At 51.9% G+C, this 24,684-nt stretch carries 16 protein-coding genes; 4 read left to right on the top strand and 12 right to left on the bottom strand.

The features are described from left to right. Window positions 1-10: 10 nt before the first annotated feature. From Enr17x_RS09900 to Enr17x_RS09880, 5 genes are all read right to left on the bottom strand, one after another. Window positions 11-1,432, bottom strand: a complete 1,422-nt coding sequence (locus Enr17x_RS09900; RefSeq protein WP_145308245.1) for a DUF1501 domain-containing protein — start codon at window positions 1,430-1,432, stop codon at window positions 11-13. Between the two features lie 2 nt (window positions 1,433-1,434). Next, a complete protein-coding gene (locus tag Enr17x_RS09895; protein WP_145308243.1) occupies window positions 1,435-3,705 on the bottom strand; it encodes a serine protease in 2,271 nt (756 codons plus the stop codon). Between the two features lie 91 nt (window positions 3,706-3,796). Then, window positions 3,797-6,043, bottom strand: a complete 2,247-nt coding sequence (locus tag Enr17x_RS09890; RefSeq protein WP_145308241.1) for a DUF1549 and DUF1553 domain-containing protein — start codon at window positions 6,041-6,043, stop codon at window positions 3,797-3,799. A gap of 236 nt (window positions 6,044-6,279) precedes the next feature. Next, window positions 6,280-7,347 carry a M56 family metallopeptidase gene (locus Enr17x_RS09885; protein ID WP_145308239.1) on the bottom strand — a complete coding sequence of 356 codons (1,068 nt, stop codon included), beginning with the start codon at window positions 7,345-7,347 and terminating at the stop codon, window positions 6,280-6,282. Then, complete coding sequence (locus Enr17x_RS09880; protein WP_232101006.1) at window positions 7,344-7,718, bottom strand: BlaI/MecI/CopY family transcriptional regulator; 375 nt, start codon at window positions 7,716-7,718, stop codon at window positions 7,344-7,346. Before Enr17x_RS09880 ends, Enr17x_RS09885 begins: the two co-directional genes overlap by 4 nt. A gap of 264 nt (window positions 7,719-7,982) precedes the next feature. Between Enr17x_RS09880 and Enr17x_RS09875 the strand changes: the two genes are divergently transcribed. From Enr17x_RS09875 to Enr17x_RS09860, 4 genes are all read left to right on the top strand, one after another. Beyond that, the gene (locus Enr17x_RS09875) at window positions 7,983-8,648 is read left to right on the top strand and encodes a YceI family protein (protein WP_198001076.1); all 666 of its coding nucleotides are present in this window, start codon (window positions 7,983-7,985) and stop codon (window positions 8,646-8,648) included. Between the two features lie 56 nt (window positions 8,649-8,704). After that, the gene (locus Enr17x_RS09870) at window positions 8,705-9,574 is read left to right on the top strand and encodes an SAM-dependent methyltransferase (protein ID WP_145308235.1); all 870 of its coding nucleotides are present in this window, start codon (window positions 8,705-8,707) and stop codon (window positions 9,572-9,574) included. A gap of 34 nt (window positions 9,575-9,608) precedes the next feature. Beyond that, window positions 9,609-10,385, top strand: coding sequence for a hypothetical protein (locus Enr17x_RS09865; RefSeq protein ID WP_145308233.1), 777 nt, complete (start codon window positions 9,609-9,611; stop codon window positions 10,383-10,385). Window positions 10,386-10,461: 76 nt separating this feature from the next. Next, complete coding sequence (locus Enr17x_RS09860) at window positions 10,462-12,732, top strand: efflux RND transporter permease subunit (RefSeq protein WP_145308231.1); 2,271 nt, start codon at window positions 10,462-10,464, stop codon at window positions 12,730-12,732. Between the two features lie 17 nt (window positions 12,733-12,749). On the opposite strand, the gene Enr17x_RS09855 is transcribed toward Enr17x_RS09860, so the two are convergent. From Enr17x_RS09855 to Enr17x_RS09825, 7 genes are all read right to left on the bottom strand, one after another. Beyond that, a complete protein-coding gene (locus tag Enr17x_RS09855) occupies window positions 12,750-13,853 on the bottom strand; it encodes a type III polyketide synthase (protein WP_145308229.1) in 1,104 nt (367 codons plus the stop codon). Between the two features lie 29 nt (window positions 13,854-13,882). Beyond that, complete coding sequence (locus Enr17x_RS09850; protein ID WP_198001075.1) at window positions 13,883-15,046, bottom strand: NAD(P)/FAD-dependent oxidoreductase; 1,164 nt, start codon at window positions 15,044-15,046, stop codon at window positions 13,883-13,885. After that, the gene (locus Enr17x_RS09845; RefSeq protein WP_145308225.1) at window positions 15,043-15,750 is read right to left on the bottom strand and encodes a methyltransferase domain-containing protein; all 708 of its coding nucleotides are present in this window, start codon (window positions 15,748-15,750) and stop codon (window positions 15,043-15,045) included. The genes Enr17x_RS09850 and Enr17x_RS09845 overlap by 4 nt, the downstream gene beginning before the upstream one ends. Before the next feature lie 213 nt (window positions 15,751-15,963). Then, window positions 15,964-16,842 carry a DUF1559 domain-containing protein gene (locus tag Enr17x_RS09840; protein WP_145313972.1) on the bottom strand — a complete coding sequence of 293 codons (879 nt, stop codon included), beginning with the start codon at window positions 16,840-16,842 and terminating at the stop codon, window positions 15,964-15,966. Between the two features lie 130 nt (window positions 16,843-16,972). Continuing rightward, entirely contained in the window at window positions 16,973-19,363 is a 2,391-nt protein-coding gene (locus Enr17x_RS09835; RefSeq protein ID WP_145308223.1) for a PAS domain-containing hybrid sensor histidine kinase/response regulator, read from the bottom strand. 318 nt (window positions 19,364-19,681) lie between these two features. Next, window positions 19,682-21,142 carry a DUF1501 domain-containing protein gene (locus tag Enr17x_RS09830; RefSeq protein WP_232101005.1) on the bottom strand — a complete coding sequence of 487 codons (1,461 nt, stop codon included), beginning with the start codon at window positions 21,140-21,142 and terminating at the stop codon, window positions 19,682-19,684. A gap of 66 nt (window positions 21,143-21,208) precedes the next feature. Next, the gene (locus Enr17x_RS09825) at window positions 21,209-24,352 is read right to left on the bottom strand and encodes a PSD1 and planctomycete cytochrome C domain-containing protein (RefSeq protein ID WP_145308221.1); all 3,144 of its coding nucleotides are present in this window, start codon (window positions 24,350-24,352) and stop codon (window positions 21,209-21,211) included. Between the last annotated feature and the right edge of the window lie 332 nt (window positions 24,353-24,684).

Below are 24,684 nucleotides of genomic sequence, written 5' to 3'. Positions count from 1 at the left end.
AGTTCGCGAGTTAGCCAATCAGTTCGGGAATCGGCTTCCCCTGGTCCGCAATGATTGGCGTGGGACGCCCGTTGAAATCCTCGATCAACACATTGGCAGAATCAATGCCTAAGTGATGATAGATCGTCGCCAGGAAATCGCCGGCACCGCAGATCCGCTCGATCGAATCTTCGCCGAACTTGTCTGTCGCGCCAATGAACCGCCCGGTTTCAATACCGCCACCAGCCCAGATATTGGAAAAGGCCCGTGCCCAGTGATCGCGGCCAGGCTGCTTGGTCCCAGCGGGAGCACTTGCATTTCCGGCCCCGGTACTTGGTTGATAGTTAATTTTCGGAGTACGACCGAATTCGCCGGTCACCACCACCAACACGCGTTCATCCAGACCACGTTCATAAATGTCTTCAATCAGAGCAGACACTGCCTGATCGTAGGCATGAGAACGGAATCGCAACGCGTCAAACACGTGATGATTCACGGCGTGATCGTCCCAGTTATTCACACGACCACATAACGGACCACTCAGACTGGTCGAGAGCACATCTACGCCCGCTTCTATCAGACGGCGTGCCATCAACAATTGCTGCCCCCAGGTATTTCGGCCGTAACGATCGCGAGTTCGGTCATCTTCCTGGGTCAGATCGAAGGCATCTTTAGTTTTAGGGTTCGTCAACAGTGTCATCGCCTGAGTTTCAAACTCATCCAGCGCCTGCAGTTCCCCTGCCTGATCGAAATACCGTTCGAGGGTATCGAGCTTTTGGCGCAGGGTTGCGCGGCGATCCAATTGCTTGACTTCCGCCGCATTCGACAATCCGATGTTAGGCACGACAAAATTCGGTTTGTTGGGATCACCGGAAACAGTAAACGGCCCATAGGCATCCCCCAGATAAGCGGGGCCAACACGCTGTGATGAAAAATTCACTCCCACGTAGGGTGGCAGAGGATTCTTGCGAGGGCCTGCCTGGGCACGCAAATAGTTCGTGACTGACATCCAGTCAGGATACTTGGGAATTTCCTTATCGCGGGTATCAGGGTCACCCGTCAGCATTCGCAAAGTCCCTGCAGGGTGACCGGGACTACCGTGACGCATCGATCGCAAAACCGTAAATTTATCGGCAATCTTTGCCTGCATCGGCAAAAGCTCGGTAAAGTTCATACCGGGCACACTGGTAGGAATGGTCCCGAATGGGCCACTATATTCACTGGGGGCACTCGGCTTGGGATCGTACGTATCAATGTGCGAACAACCACCCGGCTGCCAGACCATGATGACGGCCTTTTTCTTCTTGTTCTGCACAGGACTGGCCGCCTGCAATCGCATAATCCCGGGAAGAGTCAGCGACGCAAATCCCGCCAGGCCCATTTTCAGGAACCCACGCCGGCTCTCTGGACCGGGACAGGGAGTGATCGATGAAGCGTTAAACGAATCTGTCATCTCTATTTCGCCTTCTTAGCTGGATTCACACGAATGGTAACGGGCGTGGAAACAATAATATCAACGATGTCTTTGGGCTTGGCTTTAGCAGTGGCGTTCTTTAATTGTTTATCGGCGTTTGCAATACTTGCCTGAGCCATTTTTGCTTTTTCAGCAGCCGCTTTGGCAGCAGTTTCCGCACTCGGACGCTGTGCATCCGGCGCTGACTTGACAATTTCCGCCAGTTTTTTCGCTTCTGCTGCGAGTGCTTCTGCATCCTGTTTTGCCTGCATCAGCGCGGTTTTCGCTTCGGCAACGGCTTCCAGATTTTCCTGGTACTTCACAACGGCATACCCGTAAAAGGCGATCTTGTATTCGCCGGGCGGTGTTTTCAAAGCCGCCAGATCGAGAACTGCCTGCGATTGATCAGCCGTCAAAGGTGCATCGAAAGCAGGCACTTTCTCGAATCCAGCACCATACGTCTTCAAGGTAATATTGGCACCGGAAAATTCACTACGACGTTCATGCGTCAGCGGCAGCGTCAGTTTTTCCCCTGCGGTCACTTCCCAGACCTTCTTTTCGGCAGGTGAGATCGTGATCGGTGCCAGTTCAGAATTGCTGACGGAAACAGGGACATCGGCCATCAAACGCGGGCTGGGAACTTCACTCCAGGCATTTTTGACCGGCCATTGCATCGAAGCCATTCGGCAAGTACGGGTGACTTCTTTACCATCGATTGTAGCCCGCCCAAAAAACTGGGCGCTGGTCAAACCGCGGGGGGCACTTCCTTCGGCACTCACCACCATGATCCCGCGCGACTTGCCTTTGGGAATCTTGAGCCCAGTTGCTGTCACACCGTTGGGTAAATTATCCATAAACAATTCAATCTCACCATCAAATCCGTCGCGGCGAACCACAACCACTTCAATGGGCATCGTCGCACCCGCACGTAGTGCAATTGGTTTCGACAATGCATTACGGTCCCCGTTTCGCAGATTCATATGCAAGGCCCAACCGACCAGTGCAAAATCAGGGGCTGCTTTACGAATCACCAGACGGTAAATATTTTTGGGATCATTTCGAGTACCACCAAACAGATCTCGCAGCTGAAGCCGATGCAGACCGTCCTGTTTAATCACTACTTTGCCCAGAATATCCGATGAGCCCGCATTGTAGGGAGGGCCATCATACGAGTAACCGTTGCTGGAAACTTTCACGGGACTCGGAATATCACTCAGTTCGACCAGATCGGTGATGGTTTCACTGCCTGGCTTTCCGCTGACATGTTGCACAACAATCGAGGGATCGGTGGGACGCCCCAGTCGCTCGGATGCCACTTCAACCCACCAGACGTCCCCTTTCTTTGCGGTAAATTCGAAAGTATCGACATCTGCAGCCGGAAAGAAACTTCCCGTGATATCACAAGGCAGCGTTATTTTCTGTGCCTGTGCATGCTGGTTATTGGGTTCTGTTTCCGGTTTGATTGATTTATCTGTCAGTCCAACGGGAGGCCAGGAAAAGGCGCTTACCTTTTGAATCGAAGGCATGCGCGCGACGACTTCATCGTTGGCTGCTTTTTTCAGCGCCAGCCGATAAAAGTGATGCGGACCGCCGTCATAGGTCAGCCCGTGCAGCTTTATTACATACTTGCCTGTTTGGGGAACTTCAAAATCGAGCATGCCGCCACGGCGTTCAACCTGCAGGTCCATGCCCTGCTCATCCGCAATGATCACTACGGGATTCAGTTTGGAATCGATGCCCTTCGCGGCACAGTCCACGATAATGCGCTGGCCTTGGTTAGCTTCAAACGTATAGAAATCCACCTTCTGCTTCGTCATCACGGCATTGCAGATGGAATTCAAATCCAGCTTCATCGCTGTCTCAAGCGTCGTATTCGCCTTGGCCTGAGTCGCTTCGGGAAGCACCCCCACATTAAACGCACGAGAGGAAGAAATGCCGAGTCGCGTCATCACGCGCGCTTCATGAATTCCCGGCGAGCAATCTTTCGCAATGCTAACTACATATTGACCAGCCACCGGCGCGCCATCTTTTCCCAGTTTGGGTTTCGCGGTGATCGCAGGATTCGAAAAACGGAGCTCGTCGCCGGGTTCAATATTTTCTCCGGTGATTTTCACATCAAAGCTGGTACCAACCTGCCCTCCCATCGGCATCGTGGTTAGCAATCGTGGAGCAGGCAGACAGACCAGCTGTGCCAGCGCCGTCGATGAACCTAGACAGCATGCGAGAATAAAGAATCCCACAGCGAGAGAGGATTGCAGTCGAAGATGTCTCATAGATTTGAGGCCTCTGGTCAATAAGTTTTAAATGTGTTTTGTGAAAGTAAGTATCGCGCCCTGTGTTCAGGGACAAACGCTCATAATCAGTTTAGTGGTTAAACAGGAATTCCTTGGTATTCATCAAAGCCCAGATCAAATCCTGATAGTCTTTGTTTGTCGGCTTTTTCTTTTGACCCGCCTTGGCTTTCGCATCAGGCTCTGGTTGGGTCAGGTATTCCAGTGCGATTTTCATTTCGTCCGGTTTTGGCTTACGAGCAAACGCGGTGAAGTATAATTCGTTGATTTTTTCCTCAATCGTCTTATCTGATTTGGCTAACTGAGCAGCACGACCGCTACCGTTCGCCAGTTTCGATTTGACCTCATTGGAATTAATCAAATGCAGGCTCTGAGCGAGGCTGGAAGACTGAATCCGCTCACACTCGCAAACACTGGCACTGTTAGGACGCCCGAAGACTTTCAGGAACGCCGATGACTTCGTATAGCTGTTATCCGGCAAAGCGATCGCCCGTGTGCCTGGAGGCAGGTTGGCAAACGTAGTCATCGATCCGGTCAACTGATCAATCGAATCGAGTAAGACTTCTGCCTGTAATCTGCGGGGATAAAAACGCGAATAATTCTGGCGATCGAGCAGATTATACTCGTTTGGCATCGAACTCAACTGATAGGTATTTGACTGCGTAATGGCTTTGATCAATTTTTTTAAATCGTAACCCGAGCTGATAAAGTGTTCTTCCAGAGCCGCCATCAATTCCGGGTTGGAAGGGGGGTTGGTATCACGAATATCATCTTCCGGTTCAATCAGAGCCCGTTTGAAAAAGTGTTTCCAGTAACGGTTGACCAGTGCCTTGGCGAAAAACGGGTTGTCTTTGGAACTCATCCAGTTCCCCAGACGCAGCCGCGGGTCTTCATCAGGAGAAATCGCACCAACGTCATCTCCCAATGCGACCGGCTTCAACATCTCTCCTGTTTTGACATTTTTTGACTGAGCCACGCCACGCTGGTGAAAAATCAGGTCTTCCCCCCGAATGCCCGTTGGCTTGCGGCCAATCTGAGAAAAGAAGGCGGCGAAACTGTAATAATCGTCTTGGCTCCAGCGTTCGAACGGATGATGATGACACTGGGCACACTGCATCCGCACTCCCAGAAACAGCTGCGCAATGTCTTCCAGCTGCTCTTTAGGATCTTTGACCCGCTTATACCAGGCAACCGGTGGATTCGCGACGACGGTTCCCGTCGCACCAAGCAGCTCACGCACCAGTTGATCGTAAGGTACATTGGCCAGCAGACTGTCCCGAATCCAGGCATGAAAGGCAAAGTTCGAAGTGATATCGCTGGCTGCATCACGGCGATTCTTTAAGACGGGAGCCCACTTCGAAGCGAAGTAGTCGGCATAGTTCGGACTGCGTAACAGTGTCTCCACCACCTGATCCCGTTTTTTGGGGTCAGTACTTGTCAGAAACGCTTCAGTCTCCTGCTGGGTTGGAAACCGCCCGCAGATATCAAGCGTTACCCGACGCAGGAAAGTCGCGTCATCACAGACCGGTGATGGCGGAATCCCCAGCTCTTTCAGATTCGCAAACACATGTTGATCAATAAAATTCTTTTCGGCAGGCACGCTTTGAATGGGTGCTCCCAGGGGAATCGCAGCGGTAAAGACGGCAATCTTGCCCTGATAACGTACCATCACGGCAACCTTGCCCGGGATGTCGTGAACTTTCACCACCCCCTCTTCAGAGACGTCGGCCATGTTTTTGATGTTCGATTCGAATAGCGCCAGACGAGTAATATCTCGTACGCTGCCATCCGAATATTTGGCAATCGCTTTGAGGTGCTTCTCTTCTCCCATCTGAACCAGACCGCGCTCTGGCTGAACTTCGACCGATTCCAGTGTCGGCTCGTTGCCGGTGGAATAGGTCGATCCTTCCTCAATCCATCTGCGGATTACTTCGTAACCTTCTGATCCCCGAGGAAGTCGGTTTCCCCCGCCATGAGGCGTCTCTCCCGATGCTTTCGTAAGCAGTAGACTTTTCGTCGGTGCAGAAGGAAAAAGCCGTCGGCCATGCCCCTCTTTGACCAGACTGTCATAATCTTCCAGCGTCTCAAAGCCCAGCAGGGAAAGCTGAAAACCGTTCTGCCCCCCGCCCGCTTTGGCGTGGCAGACCCCCATGTTACATCCCGCTTTGGTCAGTACCGGAATCACATCGTTTACAAAGCTGACAGGAGCCTTTGCCTCTTCTGCCAACACAGCACGACTACTGAGGAGTGCTATGATGACAACAGGAAGGAAACGACGAAAGAACAGACGTGGTGCAGCAGCATTAGGCAATGTATTCATGTCGATTCTAATTGAGGTGGGAATGTGTGTTGGAGGGTATGCGTAAAAGCGCGATCTCTTATATAAAACTTTACTATTGCGAACTCCAATTGTCAATATTTAAGTTTTATTTAGTCATTAAGTACACGGACATTAGAACACCGACCAGACAAGATCGTTCCGTCACCGCTGAACTTCGTTTGACACACCAGCTTGAGACCATCAATGATAATCCGCAATAACGTCGTTAAGCAGCTTCAATAATGCTCGTGTGATCGCAGGCGATGCCCATCGATTTCGTAATCGCGGGCCGGGATCCCAATCGAATGCAGAACGTGAGTGGACCAGCTTGGCCAGGGAGACCAGAACGAGCGATTAGATGCAGAAACATTCAGAGGAATCCACAACAGAAGCGACAGTAGTGCCGTCATCAATACCACGGAAATACGCCAGCGATCTGTTTTCATCGCGGGAGCACCAGACCAGTCACGGTTGGTCAATCGGCTCACTCGTTGTTGAATGAGACTGGGACTGTTCCGAAACACAAATCCCGCCGATAAGGAATTCCAGCTTTTTTTCTGCTGTTCGGCAAAGTGCAGCAGACTTTTTAAATAAACGAGAGCCTCACTGCTACTGTGTACCGCCTGGTTGTCACAATAGAACTCTCTGCTACAGACGGCTTGACGAGAACTCCACCAGACCAATGGGTGAAACCAGAAAACCGCTTCGACAAGCCTCTGCAGAAATAAATGCAAAGGGTGCCCGGCCCTGAGGTGTTCTGTTTCATGGCGAATAATCATCGCCAGCTCATCTGTCGACAGCATAAGAATCGAACGCGGCATCACAATCACGGGCTGATGGATCTGCCAGCAGAACGGCGTATGTGTTTCGTCACTGCTTAATAACAGGATCGGTTTGCCGCCTGTATGCAGGCACGGCTGATCGGTCAGCGACGTTTGCTCGATGGGAATGGAACGGCGGAGAATTCGCACCGTCTGAGTGGTTCCCAGCACCAGCAGGACCAATGAGACCGCAACTCCCACCAGCCAGATCACCATCAGAAACTGGCCAAGCCCCGACTCCACATTCTGAACGGCTTCGAAATAACCACCATATTCAATCAGAGTGGGGGAAAACAATCGCGGATGCGGCACTCCAAACGCCAACAGAAACTGCACCAGCAACAACATGTGACAAACGGCCCACATCCGATGTGCCGAAGGCGTTTTTTTATTCCGAAAAGTCAAGACTCCGATCATACCAATCAGAACCGCTGATTGCAGTGAAAGAGAACTGATCGTTTCCAGAAAGCCGGCTGGCGTCATTGGTTGGACTCCAGTTTATTGATCGCGTTCTTAAGAGCGGAAATATCATCCTCTGACATATTTTCATTTTCCAGCAGATTCACCATCAGGGTTGGTAGGGAATCTCCCAGCAGAACCTGTTTCAACTGCCCCAGCATCGATTGCGAAACTTCTTCACGCGTCACTGCCGGTTGATAGATATAGGCGCGACCACGTTTAATTCGCTTCAACACCTTCTTCTTTTTTGCCAACAGACTGAGTGTTGTCATCACAGTCGTGTAAGCCAACTCACGCGGCAATGCGTCACACACATCCTGCACGCTTGCTTCTTCCAGTTCCCAGATCACTCCCATCAATTCCAGTTCGTAGTGAGTGAGTCGATAATCTTTCACATTGTGCCTATCTATCAAAAATCGTAAACATTTCTGCGAGCTGATTTTAGCGATTCTCACTTTCTCTGAAAACCTGATTTACCGCACAATTTCCCGGCGATTATAAAACCCGAAACACCGCCGGTTGATTCATTTTTTCAAAAAATGGCATTTACTACTATATCCATAGTTGTTATCGTTCGCCCACAAGACAAGGGATTTCGGAAGTCAGGAATCGTAATACCAGCCTGCTATTTAAATTCGAAACAGACAAGGATTCGTCAGATGTTATCACAGGTACCCTATTACCAACGCATAAATTCCCTGCTGATTGCAGGTTTTGTTGTTCTCAGCATGAGCCTTACCACCAGTGTTCAGGCACAAGATGTCACAGGTGAGGTGAATACGAAAACAAGTCGTGTCTTTACTTTCGTCGGCAAAACCGGCTTTGGACACGAACATGCCGTAATTGGCGAAATCAAAACAGGAACGTTGAACCTGGGCGCCAGAAGTAATGCCGGCAAGATAGTGTTCGACATGACCACCTGGAAAGCAGACACTCCGGAAGCACGCAAATACATCGGCCTGAAAGGGACCACATCAGCCTCAACACAAAAAGATGTGAACGCGAACATGCTGGGCAGCAGCGTGCTGGATGTCCGCAAGTATCCGACCGCCACATTCGAGATTACGTCGGCCGTCCCCGTCAAACAAAATGCCCCCACGGGAAAATCATTCTATCAACTGGATGGCAAGTTCACCCTGCATGGCGTCACGCGAAATTTACGCCTGATTGCCGAAGTCACCGATAAAAACCAACAGAACCATGTGAGAACCAGCTTTTCCATCAAGCAGACGCATTTTGGCATTACCCCTTATAGCAAAGCCTTTGGAGCTGTTGGCATTACCGATGAACTGAAAATTTACGGCGAGCTCGACGTAGCCAGGTAACAGTCTATTTTACTTTTTCTAGCTTATCATTCACATCATGAACCTGGTCTCTTCCCATGATTAGTTGCCCCACCGTACAAAAAGATGTCATTCGCAGCCATTACAATTTAACCACGCTGTTTTACCGATTACTCTGGGGGCGGCACATTCATCACGGCTTGTGGGAAGAAAACAGCAGCACCGCTCTTGAAACGTCCGACTTTGGAAAAACATCGGCAGCCGCACAACAGCAGTTGACCGAAACCCTGGCCGAATTCATTCACGTTCAGCCTGATGAAAGTCTGCTCGACGTCGGTTGTGGCATGGGTGGCTCTTCGATTCATCTAGCGAAAACATTCGGCTGTCAGGTAACCGGCATTACACTGAGCCCGGTCCAAAAGCGCTGGGCCTCGCTGGAAGCACGCTGGCGCGGACAACGTCACAACACACAGTTTCTCTGCCAGGACGCGGAAACCGCGGAGTTTGCACCCGAATCGTTCGATGTCATCTGGAGTATCGAATGCACCGAGCATCTGTTTGACAAACAAGCCTTCTTCCACAAAGCCGCCACCTGGTTACGCCCCGGCGGTCGCATGGCAATTTGTGCGTGGCTCGCCGGCGATCAACTGGAAAGCGAAGACGCGATTCAGCAGGTCCATGATGTCTGTGAAGGCTTCTTCTGCCCCTCACTGGGTAGCGCAGAAGACTATCAGTCCTGGATGGAAACCGCGGGACTGGAATTCCAGGGATATCATAACTGGACGAATCGGGTCTCTCAGACTTGGAAAATCTGTCAGCAACGCGTGCAGAAAACCGGTGTTCGCTGGCTGGCACGGCTGATTGATCAGGACACCGTGATGTTCCTGGATCGATTTGAAACCATTCTAAAAGCCTATGAAAGCGGTGCAATGCAGTATGGATGCTTCATTGCTCAGAAACCGTTATAAATAATATTGCGACAACGATTACGAGGATGCAGGGATGCAACGCTTCGTTGGAATCACATTTGGTCTCGCCACGCAGTTACTGTTCCTGTTCACGGTATGGCATCTGTTCTGGTTTCTCAAAGAAGACTACCGCCATCACGCCGCCGAGTTCCTCTGGATCGATGCTGTATTGGCACTCCAGTTTGCTGTCGGACACAGCCTGCTCCTTTATCCCAAAATCCGCAGCCTGATCACGCGCTGGCTCCCCTCGCCCTTTTATGGCTCGCTGTTTTGCCTGCAAACCTGCTCGGGAATCTTGCTCACCGCGTTCTGCTGGCGCAGCAGTCCGCTGGAACTCTGGCACTTCGAGGGCATTGAAGGCGGGCTGGTGTCCGCTGGATTTTACGGCTCCTGGCTGGCGCTACTCTACAGCCTTAACCTCACAGGCCTAGGCTACCAGACCGGCCTGACTCAATGGTGGTACTGGTTACGCAAGAAACCGCTCCCCCGACGCGAATTTCATCCACGTAGTCTGTACTGCTGCATGCGACATCCGGTCTATTTGAGCTTCATGGGCTTACTCTGGTTCACCCCCGTCATGACACTCGACCGGGCCATTCTGACAGGCATCTGGACTGTTTATATTTTCCTGGGGAGCTACCTGAAAGATGAACGACTCCAGTTTTACATCGGAAAACCGTATCGAGATTACCAAGCGAAAGTCCCCGGCTATCCGTTCCTGTTTTTCGGACCGCTGGGAAAACGGAAAGTAAAACCGGCTCCTGTTAAAACATCAGAGCCGGACAGGACTGCGGAAAAAATCAGCGCCTGAAGAACATAAATGCACATCCTGGCCATGATTCGAGCTTTTCAATTCTCAATATTTGTCATCTTAAAGTTCTCTCTGCATGTCGATTCACCGAAGACGGTTCTGGTTACTGGTAAGTTACCTGCTCCTGCTGCTCCCCCTGATCGGCTATGGCGCCTCGCAGGCGATGCAGACGAAAGTCAACTCACCCATCGACTGGGTTACCGCGGCGTTCCCGGCACGAAATGACTATGATCAATTCTGTCAGGTGTTTGGAAACAGCGATACAGTTATCATCAGTTGGCCCGGATGCACAATTGACAACCCCGACCTGGACCGCTTCGTCAAAGTCCTGCGCACCGCAGACGAATTTCAGGATGCACAGCAACAATGGTATTTCGAACGTGTCATTTCGGGACGCGAGCTCTATCGTTCCCTCAATGCGCCTCAGATGGGTCTGACGACGGAAGAAGTTCACAGCAGACTGCGCGGTACCTTCATCGGCGCAAATGGCAAAACCACCTGCATCATCGTCAGCTTTACGCCGGAAGGCCTGCAGAAACGGAAAGCACTCGTTGCTTCCATTCGCGACGCATTACAGCAGCACTGTCAACTCGACACTGATCAAATTCATCTGGCAGGCCCGATCATTGATGGTCTGGAGATCGATCTCGCCAGCAAAGATTCACTCGACCGGTTTGTACTCCCTTCCACGTTGATTGTGCTTTTCATCTGCTGGATCTGCCTGCGTTCGTTTCGGGCGGCTCTACTGGTTTTCGGACTTTCGTTACTCGCCCAGGGAATCACACTCGCCCTCATTCATTATAGCGGCGAAAGCATTACCGCCCTTCTGATTGTCATGCCCCCCCTGATTCAGGTGCTGGCGGTGGCGGGGGGCATTCACCTGGTCAACTATTATTTTGACGCCGTCAAAGATCCCAGCATCGAACAACCGGCGGCCTACGCATTTCAAATCGGCTGGTTGCCCTGCCTGCTCTCGGCCGGAACGACCGCCATCGGACTCGCCTCACTCTTAGTCAGCGGTTTAACCCCAATCCGTCTGTTCGGAGGATACGCCGCCTGTGGCGTCCTGATCACCACCGGCTTACTGTTGACGCTCATCCCGGGCATGTTTTCCGTCTGGCCTCTCAAACGAAAGCCCCCGAAAGCAACAGAGTCAGAGAGTTCCCAATCCGCGCGACATGACGTCTGGTTTTATTTAACAGCCGCACTCAACAAACAACATCTGCCCATCGCCTGTGTTTCACTCGCAGCGATGGCAGCTGCCGGTTTCGGCATTTCCAGAATCAATACATCGGTCCGCATCGAAACGCTGTTTCCCGAACAGAGCACAATCCTAAACGACTATCACTGGCTGGAAGACCATGTGGGTTCCCTCGTTCCCATCGAAGTCGTTTTGACCTGCACGCCGGAAGCGCAACTTTCGTTTCGGGAGCAGTTACTGATGGTCTGGAATATCGAACGGGAACTCAAAAAAACGGAAAACTTGAACCGAACGATTTCCACGATGACGTTCGCGCCCCGGTTCCCCCGCCCGGCCAATCTCTCAAGAGAGTTATTCCAATACCGCGCCAACGAAGCCCTGCTGGGAATGAAATCACAGTTCATTGACTCAGGCTACCTGAAAGAACGGGAGGGACAGCGTCAGTTTCGCATCACCACCTATGTCAGTTCATTGAACAACGCCGACTACAATGCGTATCTGGATTTGATCGGCGATAAAGTAGACACGACCATTCAAAGCTCGTTCGAAACCGTTCCCCCCGGCATTTCAACACAGCGAACCGGGATCATGCCTTTAGTCCATGAAATCCAGCGTCAATTAATGGTTGACCTCTTCAAAAGCTTTCTATTTGCTTTTGTGATCATAGCCGTCGTCATGACCATCGTTCAGGGCGGCATCATCGCCGGCCTGGTCTCGATGGTCTCGAATGTCTTCCCCCCTCTGATGATCTTCGGTCTGTTAGGCTGGCTCTCCGTCTCCGTCGATATTGGCTCGGTGATGACAGCCAGTGTGGCACTCGGAATTGCCGTCGATGATACGCTGCATTATCTGACCTTCTTTCGCCGTCGACTCGATGCAGGTTATAGTGCCATCGATTCCGTGCTGTATGCCTATCGTCATTGCGGCAAAGCGATGATCCAGACCTCACTGATCTGTGGCCTCGGTTTACTGGTCTTTGCCTTCAGCAATTTTGTTCCGACCTCACGCTTCGCCTGGATGATGTTCGGCCTGCTGTTCATGGCGCTTTTGGGAGACTTGATCGTCTTACCGGCGCTCCTGTTAAGCCCCCTCGGACGATTCTTCACCCTGGCAAGCGAACGGGATGCAGCGGAACCGTCAGCATAACCGTGTTCGAGTTCCGACTAACGAACCAGAGCTGCTTCAATCGTCAGTCCGGGACCAAAGCCCAGCATCACGCACGGCAATGCCGCGTTCTCTGCCTGCAGTTTTTTCAGGATAAACAACACCGTCGGTGATGACATATTGCCGAATTGTGCCAGAATTTCACGCGACGGCGTCAACAGACCTTCATCAAATCCCGCCGCTTCCGCGACCGCGTTCAGAATGCGAGGACCGCCCGGGTGAATGGCCCAGCAGCCGATCTCTTCAATCGTCAAATTCTGTTGTGCCAGCCACTGCTCCAGCCAGTTTCGCAATGTTGCATTGATCAAATCCGGAATCTGGGGAGAAAGCGTCATTTCAAATCCATGATTGCCAATCCGCCAGCTCATCATCTCTTCCGAATCAGGCACCACCGTGGAACCCGAGCAAACCAGCGTCCAGCTATCTTCCGCCGGATCAATCGCCTGTTTTCCCACCACCGCAGCCGCCCCGTCTGCAAACAACGCATTGGCCACAATTTTATTCGGACACCAACCATATTGCTGATGCAGGCTGCACAGCTCTACTGCACACACCACAACGCGTGCTTCAGGGTTACTGTCTGTAAACGATTTCGCCACCCGCAACCCGTTCAACGCACCGTGACAGCCCATAAAACCGATGTGAGTGCGTGACACATCCGCCGAGAAACCGAGCTCCTTCAACAACAGAATATCAAAACCGGGGGCGCTGAACCCACTGCACGACACCGTCACTAAGTGAGTGATCTCATCGGCATTCACATTCCCGTCCTGCAAGGCCTGGCGGACAGCGGAAATCGCCAGCGCGGACGCATGCGTTTCATAAGCTTCCATCCGGTGCGACGTCGTGGGACCAAAGTCCCCATCAGATGTCGCAGGCGGATAAAAGGTCTGTCGCGCCATTTCCCCGTTGGTACTGCTCTCCAGGACGACACTGTGCCGCGTTTTCACCCCCGCGCGACGATATAAAATTGGTAGCAAACGCCGCTGTTGGTCCGTTGACACAGCACTGCAACTCAAAGCTTCCGCATGCACGGCTGCCTCTGCCTGCGCAATCGAATGTTGAGGCGTCGTCGTACCAATTCCAAGTAATTCAAAACTCATATAGGTTCTCGCTCAAACGGCGCTGTTCTTTAATGATTTAAACGGGCGACAATCGGCCGGGCCACTGCCGGAAACAAATGAAATAAACGCAGCCCGATTCCCACCGCAACAGGCAGACGCAACAATGGCGCCAACCAACGGCACCAGGTTAATCTTCCGTCTGTTATCTCATGATGTTTTTTCAACCAGGTCTGCTCAAGGCTCTGATCCCACTCTGAGAGGCCTTGAGGAACGAGCTCCGCAACGGCAACGGCATCCGCAATCGCATTCGCCATCCCTTCTCCCGTAAAGGGTTCCAGATAACCGGCCGCATCCCCCAACACAAACACACGCTTCCCCACGGGCCGCATGGTTTTGCGGGTGAAGGGAATCGTCCCTTTGAAACTCCCTTCAGTGATTTCAGAGAAGGTCGGAAAACCGGATGCCTTCAAAATCGTCAGCACCGCCGCCGCAGGACTTCCGCTCTGTTTAATAAAATCTCCGTCGATCGCCGCCGCCAGGTTCACTCTGTCCTCCTCAACCCGCACCAGTCCCACATAACCGGATTTATGGATGGCCATATGAATCACGCCCGTCGGGTAGTCTGATAAATAGTCACTCGCCAGTAATGCCCCCACCCCCATCCGGGAACTCTGTGATACGGTACTCTCAAACGCCTCACAATGCTGCAGACTGGGATGCCCCAGCCCGTCTGCTGCCAGAACGATTTTCGCAGTCACAGTCCCCGAGGGTTGCCCCTGTTGTGCCAGCTTTACCTGTCGCGTCTGATCCTGCTCTGTGCAGTTCTGCAACGTGGCTGTGGTTTCCGGCAAAAAGAAGGCCCCCGCGTCCACCGCCGCTTCCACAAGCCGTTCATCAAACACAGCCCGTGAGAGCGCCACTCCCCCCGGCAACGGAATTGTCGCCGCCCGTCCGCTAAATCGCATCTCAAATGAATTCAAGGGAACCGCATTTGTCTCTTCCAGGAGATTACCCAGCCCGATCTGCAGTAACGCGGAGATCGCCCGTTGATTCAGGCAACAGCCGCAAACTTTGTATCTGGGAAACGCCTTCCGCTCAATCAATAAAACACGCCAATTCTGCAGTGCTAACTGACGGGCTGCGACCGTGCCAGCCGGCCCCGCACCGATCACCACCACATCCCAGTCACTGCTGCAGGCCTCCTCCATACTGATTGCGTGAGAGAGAGTCATGTTCGACTCCATTCGAGTAACCAGCGTTGTGGCCAGTGCCGCGACATTTGAAAGCCGCTCAAACCGCCTTGCCGAGCTAAGTCGGCCGCTTCCTCCATCGTAAACGCGCCCGCGACAGACAGCGGTCCGTCAGTATGCACAATCGGAGAGCGGGTTAACAATCGACAGCCCGCCCAGGCCAGCCAATAGCCGACCCGAGACCGTCTTAAATCATTGACCAGCACCAGATGCCGGGTGGTCTTGGACATAATATTGAATAACTGCACGGATTGTGCTTCATCCAGATGATGCAGAAACAGAGAGCACATCACCACATCATATTGCCGGTCCACCGGTTCCTGCAGAATATCGCGTTCGTAAAACTGCACCTGTTCCAGCTGCATCCGCGCCGCCAGATCCGACGCATGCTTCACGGCGTACGGGCTGATATCACAACCATCTACTTCGACCGCAATCCCGGCGCGCTGCGCCCGTTGTGCGAGATTCAACGCGACATCACCGCCACCACTGGCAATATCCAGAATTCGCAAGGGACGCTGCTCGACCGTGTGCGACAGCTTCTGAATCGAGGGCCATAAGATCGCACTGCTGCGGCTCCACCAGTTCACGCGCCGCAGTCCGTTTAAAGCAGAGCCATGCTCACGCTCTGACAAGCCTGGCTGATCCATCAGCTCTGGTTCTCGTTTGCGAACCTGAAAATTCATATTCTGTTCAATTCGCGTCGCTGTGTGATTCACATTCCTTTGCGTTTTGAGCCGCCCCCAAAACTACTATCAATATAGTATTACCAGAGACAAATCATCGTGAACGCGCCCCTTTTTGTCAATACAAGAACGAACGGCAATCCCAAATCGAGAGCCTCTCATCACATCAGAGTGCCTTGATAACAGCAGAAAAAGAAGCCAGACCAGGCAGACTCAGTGGCGCTTCGCAAATCGCCGATAGGTAGCCGCGTCAATCGAATCGGAGATTGATTTCACATGCCCGTCACCCCACAAAAAATTCGCACAACCAGGATGTCGACTGTCAAATTCGCATTCGTCTGCATCGCGCCGATTGGGACCAGCATAGGCAAATCCGACCATCCGCCCTTTGGAATCTTCCCCCTCCATCACAATCCCCAGCCAGGTCGAAGGTAACTTCCGCGCGGTGCGTTCTCCCACCATAAGAATATTGCTTAAACCGTTCTGAAATTCAGTAAACCGCAGAAACCGGTTGGCGACAAAAACCCCATCCCCTGGTTGACTGGCGATCGCATCCGGGTCACTGGTCCCATACACGCCCACATAATTGGCGCTCGGCAAATCAATCAGTCTTGAATGAGACTGCAGCCCCGAGGTTTCATGACCTTCTTCATGTTCTTCAAACAGAGTAAACAAATCCTCGGCCACATCTGACGGACAGCGATAAAAAGCCGGCGTGACGGTTCTCGAAACGGCATTGCCCGCCGCATCCACCGATGACTGAAAATCGATCAGGGACGCTAAATTCGACTGCTCCAGAAATGGCAGCAGACTCGCGGCCCAGCCAAAAGCCGTTTCCCTGGAAGCATCAAGTCGCCATCCAGCCGGTAAGCGGCGGTACACATCATGGTAGTTATGTAAAGCGGTCCCAATCTGGTGCAGATGATTCACGCACTGAATCTTACGCGCCGACTCCCGCGCGGAATTTACGGCGGGCAAAATCAATCCAACCAGCAGACCCACAATCGCCATCACGACCAGCAGTTCCAGAATGGTGAAACCCGGTCGATGGTTGGAAGACTGCTGTCGAAAATGAATGAGGGACGTATTCATAAACCGGCGAAAAAGGCACAGGGAACGATGAATCGATGGAAACACGTTACGGAACCATAGCAGACCCTATCCGATTTGGGAACCCCATCACGATCTGCCCTGGACTACTTGAAGAACTTGAAGAAACAGATTATGCAGGCCTGAGATCCTGTGTCTGTTTGACTTGACTGACAATTTTTCGAATCAGTTTTTTCCGGTTAATCGGCTTGGTAGCATAGTCATCGCAGCCTGCATCCAGACATTTTTGCTGGTCTGTTGACATTGCATGCGCGGTGAGAGCAATAATGGGTCTAGAGTACCCCATATTTCGCAGCCGCCGCGTTGCGGCATAACCATCCAGAACAGGCATCTGCATATCCATCAGGATCACATCAAATGGATGCCCGTCTTCCAATGCATTTCTTGCCGCGTCCACAGCGATCTGGCCATTATCGACCACAGTGACCTCAGCTCCTGCCTTTTTCAATACAAAGCTGATCAGCCGTTGATTGTCGGGACCATCTTCCGCAAACAGAATCCGGCAGCCGTGCAGTGATGACACAGAGTGAACAACCGCCGATTCCTGGGTGTCTCCCTCCTTCAGTACGGATTCAGCAGAGCATTGAACCATTTTGATACCGTCTAATGGTCCAGTGGCAGTTGTCACAGAAAACGTACTCCCCTCACCGACTTGACTACTCACAGAAACCGTGCCTCCCAGAAGTTCCACAAGTCGTTTGCTGATCGTCAATCCCAGGCCTGTTCCGCCAAACTGACGCGTCGTCGAGCCATCGGCCTGGGTAAATGATGAAAAGAGTTTTTCGATTTTTTCTTTGGGAATCCCAATCCCACTATCAATGACATCAAACTGCAGTTGGGGTTCATCCTCTGCTCCATTCAACAGTCGAACGACGATTTCAATCGCTCCTGTTTCCGTAAACTTGATCGCATTACCGACAAGATTTATCAACACCTGTCGCAGCCTGGTAGGATCAGAACAGATCGTCTCCGGAATCGGACCATCAAACCTGACCTTTAAATCTAATCCTTTCGAGGTTGAGCGGACTCTCATCAACGAGGCTACGTCTGCTACAACCTGGCTTGCAGAGCAGTTTATATGCTCCACATCCAGTTTCCCTGCTTCGATTTTAGATAAATCGAGAATATCATTGATCAGCCCGATGAGGCTTTCACCATTCCGTTTAATTGTTTTTACAGAATCAATATCCTCTGGTTTGACGACACTCCCAAGCAGGACGTCGGTAAAGCCCAGGATCGCTGTCATCGGAGTCCGAATCTCATGGCTCATATTGGCGAGAAATTCACTCTTCGATTGATTGGCTAATTCCGCAGCTTCCTTCGCATGAATTAAATCCTGTTTAGCGACTTCCAGTGCCTGATCGATGAGCACACGTTGTGTGACATCAACAGAGTATTTCACGATCTTGAATGGTTTTCCGTTCAAATCCAAAATCGGATTGTAAGACGCCTGGATCCAGACAGAATGACCATGCTTGTCAATACGCTTTAACTGGGCTGTTATATATTCACCTTGCTTGAGCTGCTCCCAGAATGTCGCATAATTCACACTCTCTCGTTCTCTGGGATCAACAAAGACACTATGATGCTGGCCGATCAATTCATCCAGAGAGTAACCCATCGTTTCCAGAAATTTCTCGTTGGCTTTGAGAATCGTTCCATCCAATGCGAACTCAATCACCATTTGAGATTTACTGATCGCTGCAATCTGGCCCTCGTAGTCTGCGTTAAGCAGCTTCTGCCGACTGACATCAACGGAGTACTTGACAACCTTGAACGGTTTCCCGTTCAGATCCAGAATCGGATTGTAAGACGCCTGAATCCAGACTTCCTGCCCCTGCTTATTGATACGTTTCAACTCAGCAGCGATGTATTCACCCTGTTTCAGTTTTTCCCAGAACAATGCGTACTCAGCACTTGCGCTCTCTTCAGGGTCGACGAACAGGCGGTGATGCTGGCCGATCAATTCATCCAGAGAGTAACCCATTGTTTCCAGAAATTTCTCGTTGGCTTTAAGAATCGTTCCATCCAATGCGAACTCAATCACCATCTGTGACTTACTGATCGCTGCAATCTGGCCCTCGTAGTCTGCGTTGAGTTGTCTCTGTTTGACTTCACTCGTCAGATCACGAACAATTCCTGTGAACAAAATCTCCTCGTCTTGACCATCCTCTTCAATGAAAACCTGGCTCACCGAAAGATGGATGGGAAAGATAGTCCCATCCTTATGTTGCCCCACCACTTCGCGACCACTGCCGATAATCTTTGCTTTCCCGGTTGTCAGATAGCGGGCCAGATAGCCATCATGTTCTTCACGATAGGGTGAAGGCATGAGAGTATTGATGTTCTTTCCCAGAACTTCGCTCGTGCTGTATCCAAACAAACGTTCCGCAGCAGGATTAAATGCATGAATCTTTCCCTGAGACGTAATCGTAATGATCGCATCAACGACGTTCTCCAAAATCGCCTGATGAGCGGAAATATGCTTGATACCTTTTACCATCGTCCTGTCCAGCGCGCAAAATTTATGAGTAGACTCAAAGCCAGTTATGTCATTTAATGAGTGAAATTAATTGCTACACCTCCACATCAATAAGATAGGATGTATTTTGGCAACATGCGTGGAGGCAAAGAACTGAAACTGAGGTAGATCTACTCTGGTTTCAAGGTCGCCAGAAAGGAATATCGCTACAACCGGTTTTATCCGATGGTACAATGAGAGAAGTCCTCAATCGCAGATTGAAGTGACAGTTCAAATCGGCTCGATAAGGAGCATTCAGACAGATCAGCCGATGTTCTGAACTCAGTTATTTCCGAACTGCTAACTCGCCATTTCAGGAGGTTGCTCCAGAATCTCAGCGACGACTTTCGCGGGACGGCCGTTAGTGATAATTTGCTCCTGGCCGTTATGCAGATACAGCAACTCTTTATAATCGAGTCCGAACAGACGCATGATGGTTGCCTGGAAATCGTTGGGAGTCACCACATTTTCAACTGCCCGGTGACCAAATTCATCGGTCTTTCCAAAGGTCATGCCCCCTTTGACACCGCCTCCGGCCAACCAGATACTGAAACCCTGCCCGTTATGATCGCGGCCCGCTTTTTTCGGATCGCCGTGACTTTGCGTGACAGGCAGCCGTCCAATCTCACCACCCCAATGCACCAGCGTCGATTCCAGCATGCCGCGTTGCATTAAATCTTTCACGAGTGCCGCCGAAGGTTTATCCGTCCGGCCGCAAATCCCGGGCAATCCGGTGATAATGCTACTATGGTTATCCCAGGGTTGACCGCCGTGGAACAGCTGGATGAATCGAACACCGCGTTCCACCAAACGGCGGGCGATCAGACATCGTGTGCCGTATTCGCGTGTCTTGGGATCATCCATACCGTACATCTCCTGCGTCGCTTTGGTCTCCTGTGAGAGATCGAGCGCTTCGCGGGCCGATGTCTGCATCCGGGCCGCCAGTTCATAGCTCGAAATCCGCGCTTCCAGATCTGATTCATGCGGATGTTTTTCGTAATGCTTGCGATTCAGTTCCTGTAGCAGTTCCAGATTTTGTGCCTGCAGCGAACCGCGCAAGTGCGCCGGCGCATCCAGGTTCAAAATCCGCGGCTCTTTCGGACGCAGTACCGTTCCCTGAAACAGTGACGGCATGAAACCGTTCGACCAGTTGGTGACTCCATCCACGGGTAGCCCGCCCGGATCAGTCAGCACCATATAAGCGGGCAGATTTTGTGACTCGGTCCCTAACCCGTACACCAGCCACGATCCTAAATTCGGTCGCCCCACCACGCCGGGAATGCCGCCGTGAAAATAACGAATCGAAACTTCGTGCCCGTTCGCACCGGTATGCATCGAGCGAATCAGGCAGACATCATCCACGATCTCGCCCAAATGAGGCAGCAGTTCCGACACCTCGGTGCCGCATTCGCCATGCTTGTGAAATTTCCACGGGCTGCCCAACAGTTTTTTACTGGCCTGATTGACGAAACTGAATTGAATATCGCCTTTGAAATCCGTTCCGCTAAACTTGGTCAGTTCGGGCTTCGGGTCAGTCAGATCCATGTGCGCAGGACCGCCATGCTGGAACAGCGAGATCATCGCTTTGGCCTGCGGCGCGAATTGTGCTTTTTTCGGCGTCAGATCAAAATGCTGCTGCGCTAAAGAAACACTCTTTGGCTTGGCCAGCAGATTGTCCTGCTTCAGTAACCAGGCCAGCGCCACCGTACCAATGCCCATGGCGTTTTCTGCGAGAAACTGTCGTCTGCTATATTGTGTCATGATTCAAAACCTGTGAAAAGGCGTTATTTGATTCTCTTTGATTGCGAATTTCCCACCAGGTCATTCTCAATCGATGTATAAAAACTCGTTCGAACTCATCAGTGCCTGACAGAGATTGGTAACCGTCTGTCGCGCGGGGCTCACACCTTTGGGAATCTGCTCCGGATGCTCCTGCAGATACGCCAGCTGTTTGCCCATGAAACGCACCACCATTTGCAGTTCGTCCGGCGTCGGTTTCCGGCAGAGCGTTAATTCAAACGCATACGCGGCCTGGGCAGGCAGACTCTTCTGCGGTGGTTCCGGCCCACGAAACTCGGCAGCGGAATCCCATTTGAGTGCCGGCCCTTCTGCGCGTTGCAGCGTCACTTGCACGCCCCACGAAAACGAGTCGAAACCAACATCGCCGCCGATGGCATCAGTAATAAAGTCAATGGTGTCTCCCGGCTCGACCGCCAGCGTCGCGACTTTAGTATCCGCCGCGCCGTTTTTCGCGTTCCATTGACCGGCCAGGCCGGAACGACTGGAGATCACGAGCCCACGCACTCCGTTCCCCTGCGCGCTCCCGTGCTGCAGTTTACCTGTCACAGACAATGTTCCCGCTGCCGGAGCCGTCCAACGACGAATCGCAGTATATTGACTCGCAGGATGCCCACCACCTGCGTTCAGCGTGACCCATCCCAGTTTCGCATCAGGAAGTTTCGCGCCCCCCTGCCAGCTCGATCCAGTCCAATGAGGCAGTGCGGTAAACGTACTTTTAACCGAAGCCGTTTCATCAAGCGTTCCATAGCCGTAACTCCAAGCCGGCTTCGCAGTCGGCGGAAGCTCCGGTAACGCAGCCAGGACATTCTGCTGTAATTCAGGTGCTTCACGCGAAATCCGGTCGGTCAGTTTTGCGGATTGAGACAGAATAAACGAGCCATTCATCAACATCAGAGATTGCGTTGCGACCGTCGAATTGGAACGTCGTTCACAGTTCGTTTCCATGACCGGTGCATCAAATGTCTGCAGCATGCCGACCGGCTGACTGCGTCGCGCCTGAATATACAGACTCCGTCGCAGTTGTTCGCCCGAAACGACAACCTGACCGAAATCGTCTTCTTTAATCGCTACAGGAGCTCCATACAACTGTCGGTTGAGAACCCCTGATGCCGCCAGCATCCGGTCACGTAACGTTTCCGCTTCGATGCGAATGATCGGCTTTCGCCAGTAGTAATGATTGTCGGCGTCGATCGATTCCTTACTTGGATCATGCGCCCCCGCCTGACGATAGACGGTCGACAGCATGATCGTGCGATGCAACTGTTTCAGATCCCAGCCCTTTTCCATGAATTCGGCTGCCATCCAGTCGAGCAGTTCCTGATGGGTCGGATTGGACCCAAGCTTACCAAATTCGCCGGGCGTACCGACAATCGCGCGACCGAAATGATGCATCCAGATACGATTGACCAATACACGCGCCACCAGCGGATGCTGTCCGCTCGTCAGCCAGCGGGCAAACGCCAGCCGCCGCCCCGTTGTCGGCAGACTCTGATCATTCAGTGGGAGTTCATGACGTTGCCCTTCCGGCGAAACCACGGTCAACGCAGCCGGTTTAACCGTCTGCTTCGGTTGACGGTAATCGCCTCGATGAAACAATTTCGTTTCCGGTACATGATTGCTGGGTTCAATGGCCACACGCAGAAACTCTTCAACCGGTTTCTTCTTGCGGATCTCTGCAATCTGCTGATCGAATTTCTTCAATTCTTCCGCCGCTTTCGGCAAGTATTGATAGAGCACACCGGGAGAAATATTCACGCTCGGATTTTTCTTGAGTAGTGCGACTTGCTCAGGCGTGCGTTTCTTCTTCTCGGTCTGATACGCGGTCTTCAATTGATCACGCAGCGGCTGCTCATATTTCGCCAACTCTTTTTCCAACGCTTCTGCCATATATTTGGCCTGCTTCTCATTTTTTTCCTTCACTACTTTTTGCACTTCCGCTTCGACCTCTGCAGCTTTCGCCCGGTCGTCAGCCGTGTAGAGAGAAACCCGACGTTGCTGCGGCGTTTGCCATTTCTGCCAGTCGAAAGTCGGCTCAAATACAGCACGCAGCGCGAAATAATCGGACTGCGGAATCGGATCGTAGCGGTGGTCGTGACACTGCGCACAGGCAACACTTAAGCCAAGCAAAGAAGAACCGACGATTTTCATTGTGTCGGAAATCACCTGATTCCGTGCTTCTGGTGTGTTCTTTCCGCTGCCGGTTCCATCGGCGGCCATTCTCAAAAACCCGGTCGCCGTCAATAATTCAATCTGCCGTTCGGTGAGATCCCCTTCCCGCTTTCCAGCCAGTTCATCCCCGGCCAACTGTTCGATAATAAACTGATCGAATGGTTTACCATCGTTGAACGACTTAATGACATAGTCGCGATACTTCCAAGACCAGGGGCGAACATCATCTTTGACCGTGTAGCCTTCGGAATCAGCATAGCCAGCCACATCCAACCAGTGCCGTGCCCAGCGTTCGCCGTAATGGGGAGACTTAAGCAGTTCGTCTAATAATGTTTCATACCAGTTCTCCGCACTGTTCGACAGCGCCTGCTGAAGTTCTGCGGGACTCGGTGGCAGACCGGTCAAATCAAAATAGGCCCGTTTAATCAACGTCCGCTTCTCGGCATCGGGTGAGAACGTCAGCCCTTCCGGCATCGCCTTGAGCAACAATGCATCGATGGGAGTGCGGACTTTGGGATTCGCTTTGACTTCGTCTGCAACCTGCGGTCGTTTGATCGGCTGGAAAGCCCAGTAGGCCCGCTCTTCCGGTGTGATCCCTAAACCGGGACCAATCGTTTCCGGCTCGGGACGACTCGTTTTTGCGCCGGCGGCAATCCAGCGTTTGAGTGTTTCGATTTCCTCTTTCGGAACCCGTGCCTCTCCCGGCGGCATATCGCCACTCTCTATGCGGTCGATCAAATTACTCTCTTCCGGTTTCCCAGGCACAATCGCTTCGCCTGACTCGCCCCCTTTGATCAGAAAACGGACCAGACGCAAGTCGAGTCCGCCTTTCATCTCTTCAGAGGCACCATGGCAGTCAAAACAATGTGCACGAAAAATCGGCCGAATGTGCTCTTCGTAGGTCAATCGCTCAGGCTGTTTCGGCTCGTCTGCGATACCTGTATCCGCCAGTCCAAAAACAAGTAGTGATGTCAAACAGATTCGTTTGAAAACGGTCGCCATTGGAGACTCCCAAAATAAATCATAAATCCAGAATCAGAATGAATATCGTAGGTAACAGCCAGAGAACTTTCAAGCATTAAAGCTTATTGATGTGTCTACAAAACGTTTCACTACCTAAGTTTATGAATCCTATAATTCTGCACTTTCGCTAGGTATAGACCACGATTCAGCACACATTCGCGTTATCTGTGTTCCCATAACCCATAATGCACTCTCCTCTAAGATCGTCATCCACTGGAAACGCTTCCCTCATTAGAAACAAATCAATCATCGCCTCACAGTCGACTCTCCCTTATGTCAAATTGCACGTTCTTCTCCCCCGGTAGATCCAC

The sequence above is a fragment of the Gimesia fumaroli genome, assembly GCF_007754425.1.
GTDB classification, from domain to species: Bacteria; Planctomycetota; Planctomycetia; order Planctomycetales; family Planctomycetaceae; genus Gimesia; species Gimesia fumaroli.
The sequence above is the reverse complement of the archived record's forward strand: the minus strand, read 5'-3'. Positions and strand labels throughout refer to the sequence as shown.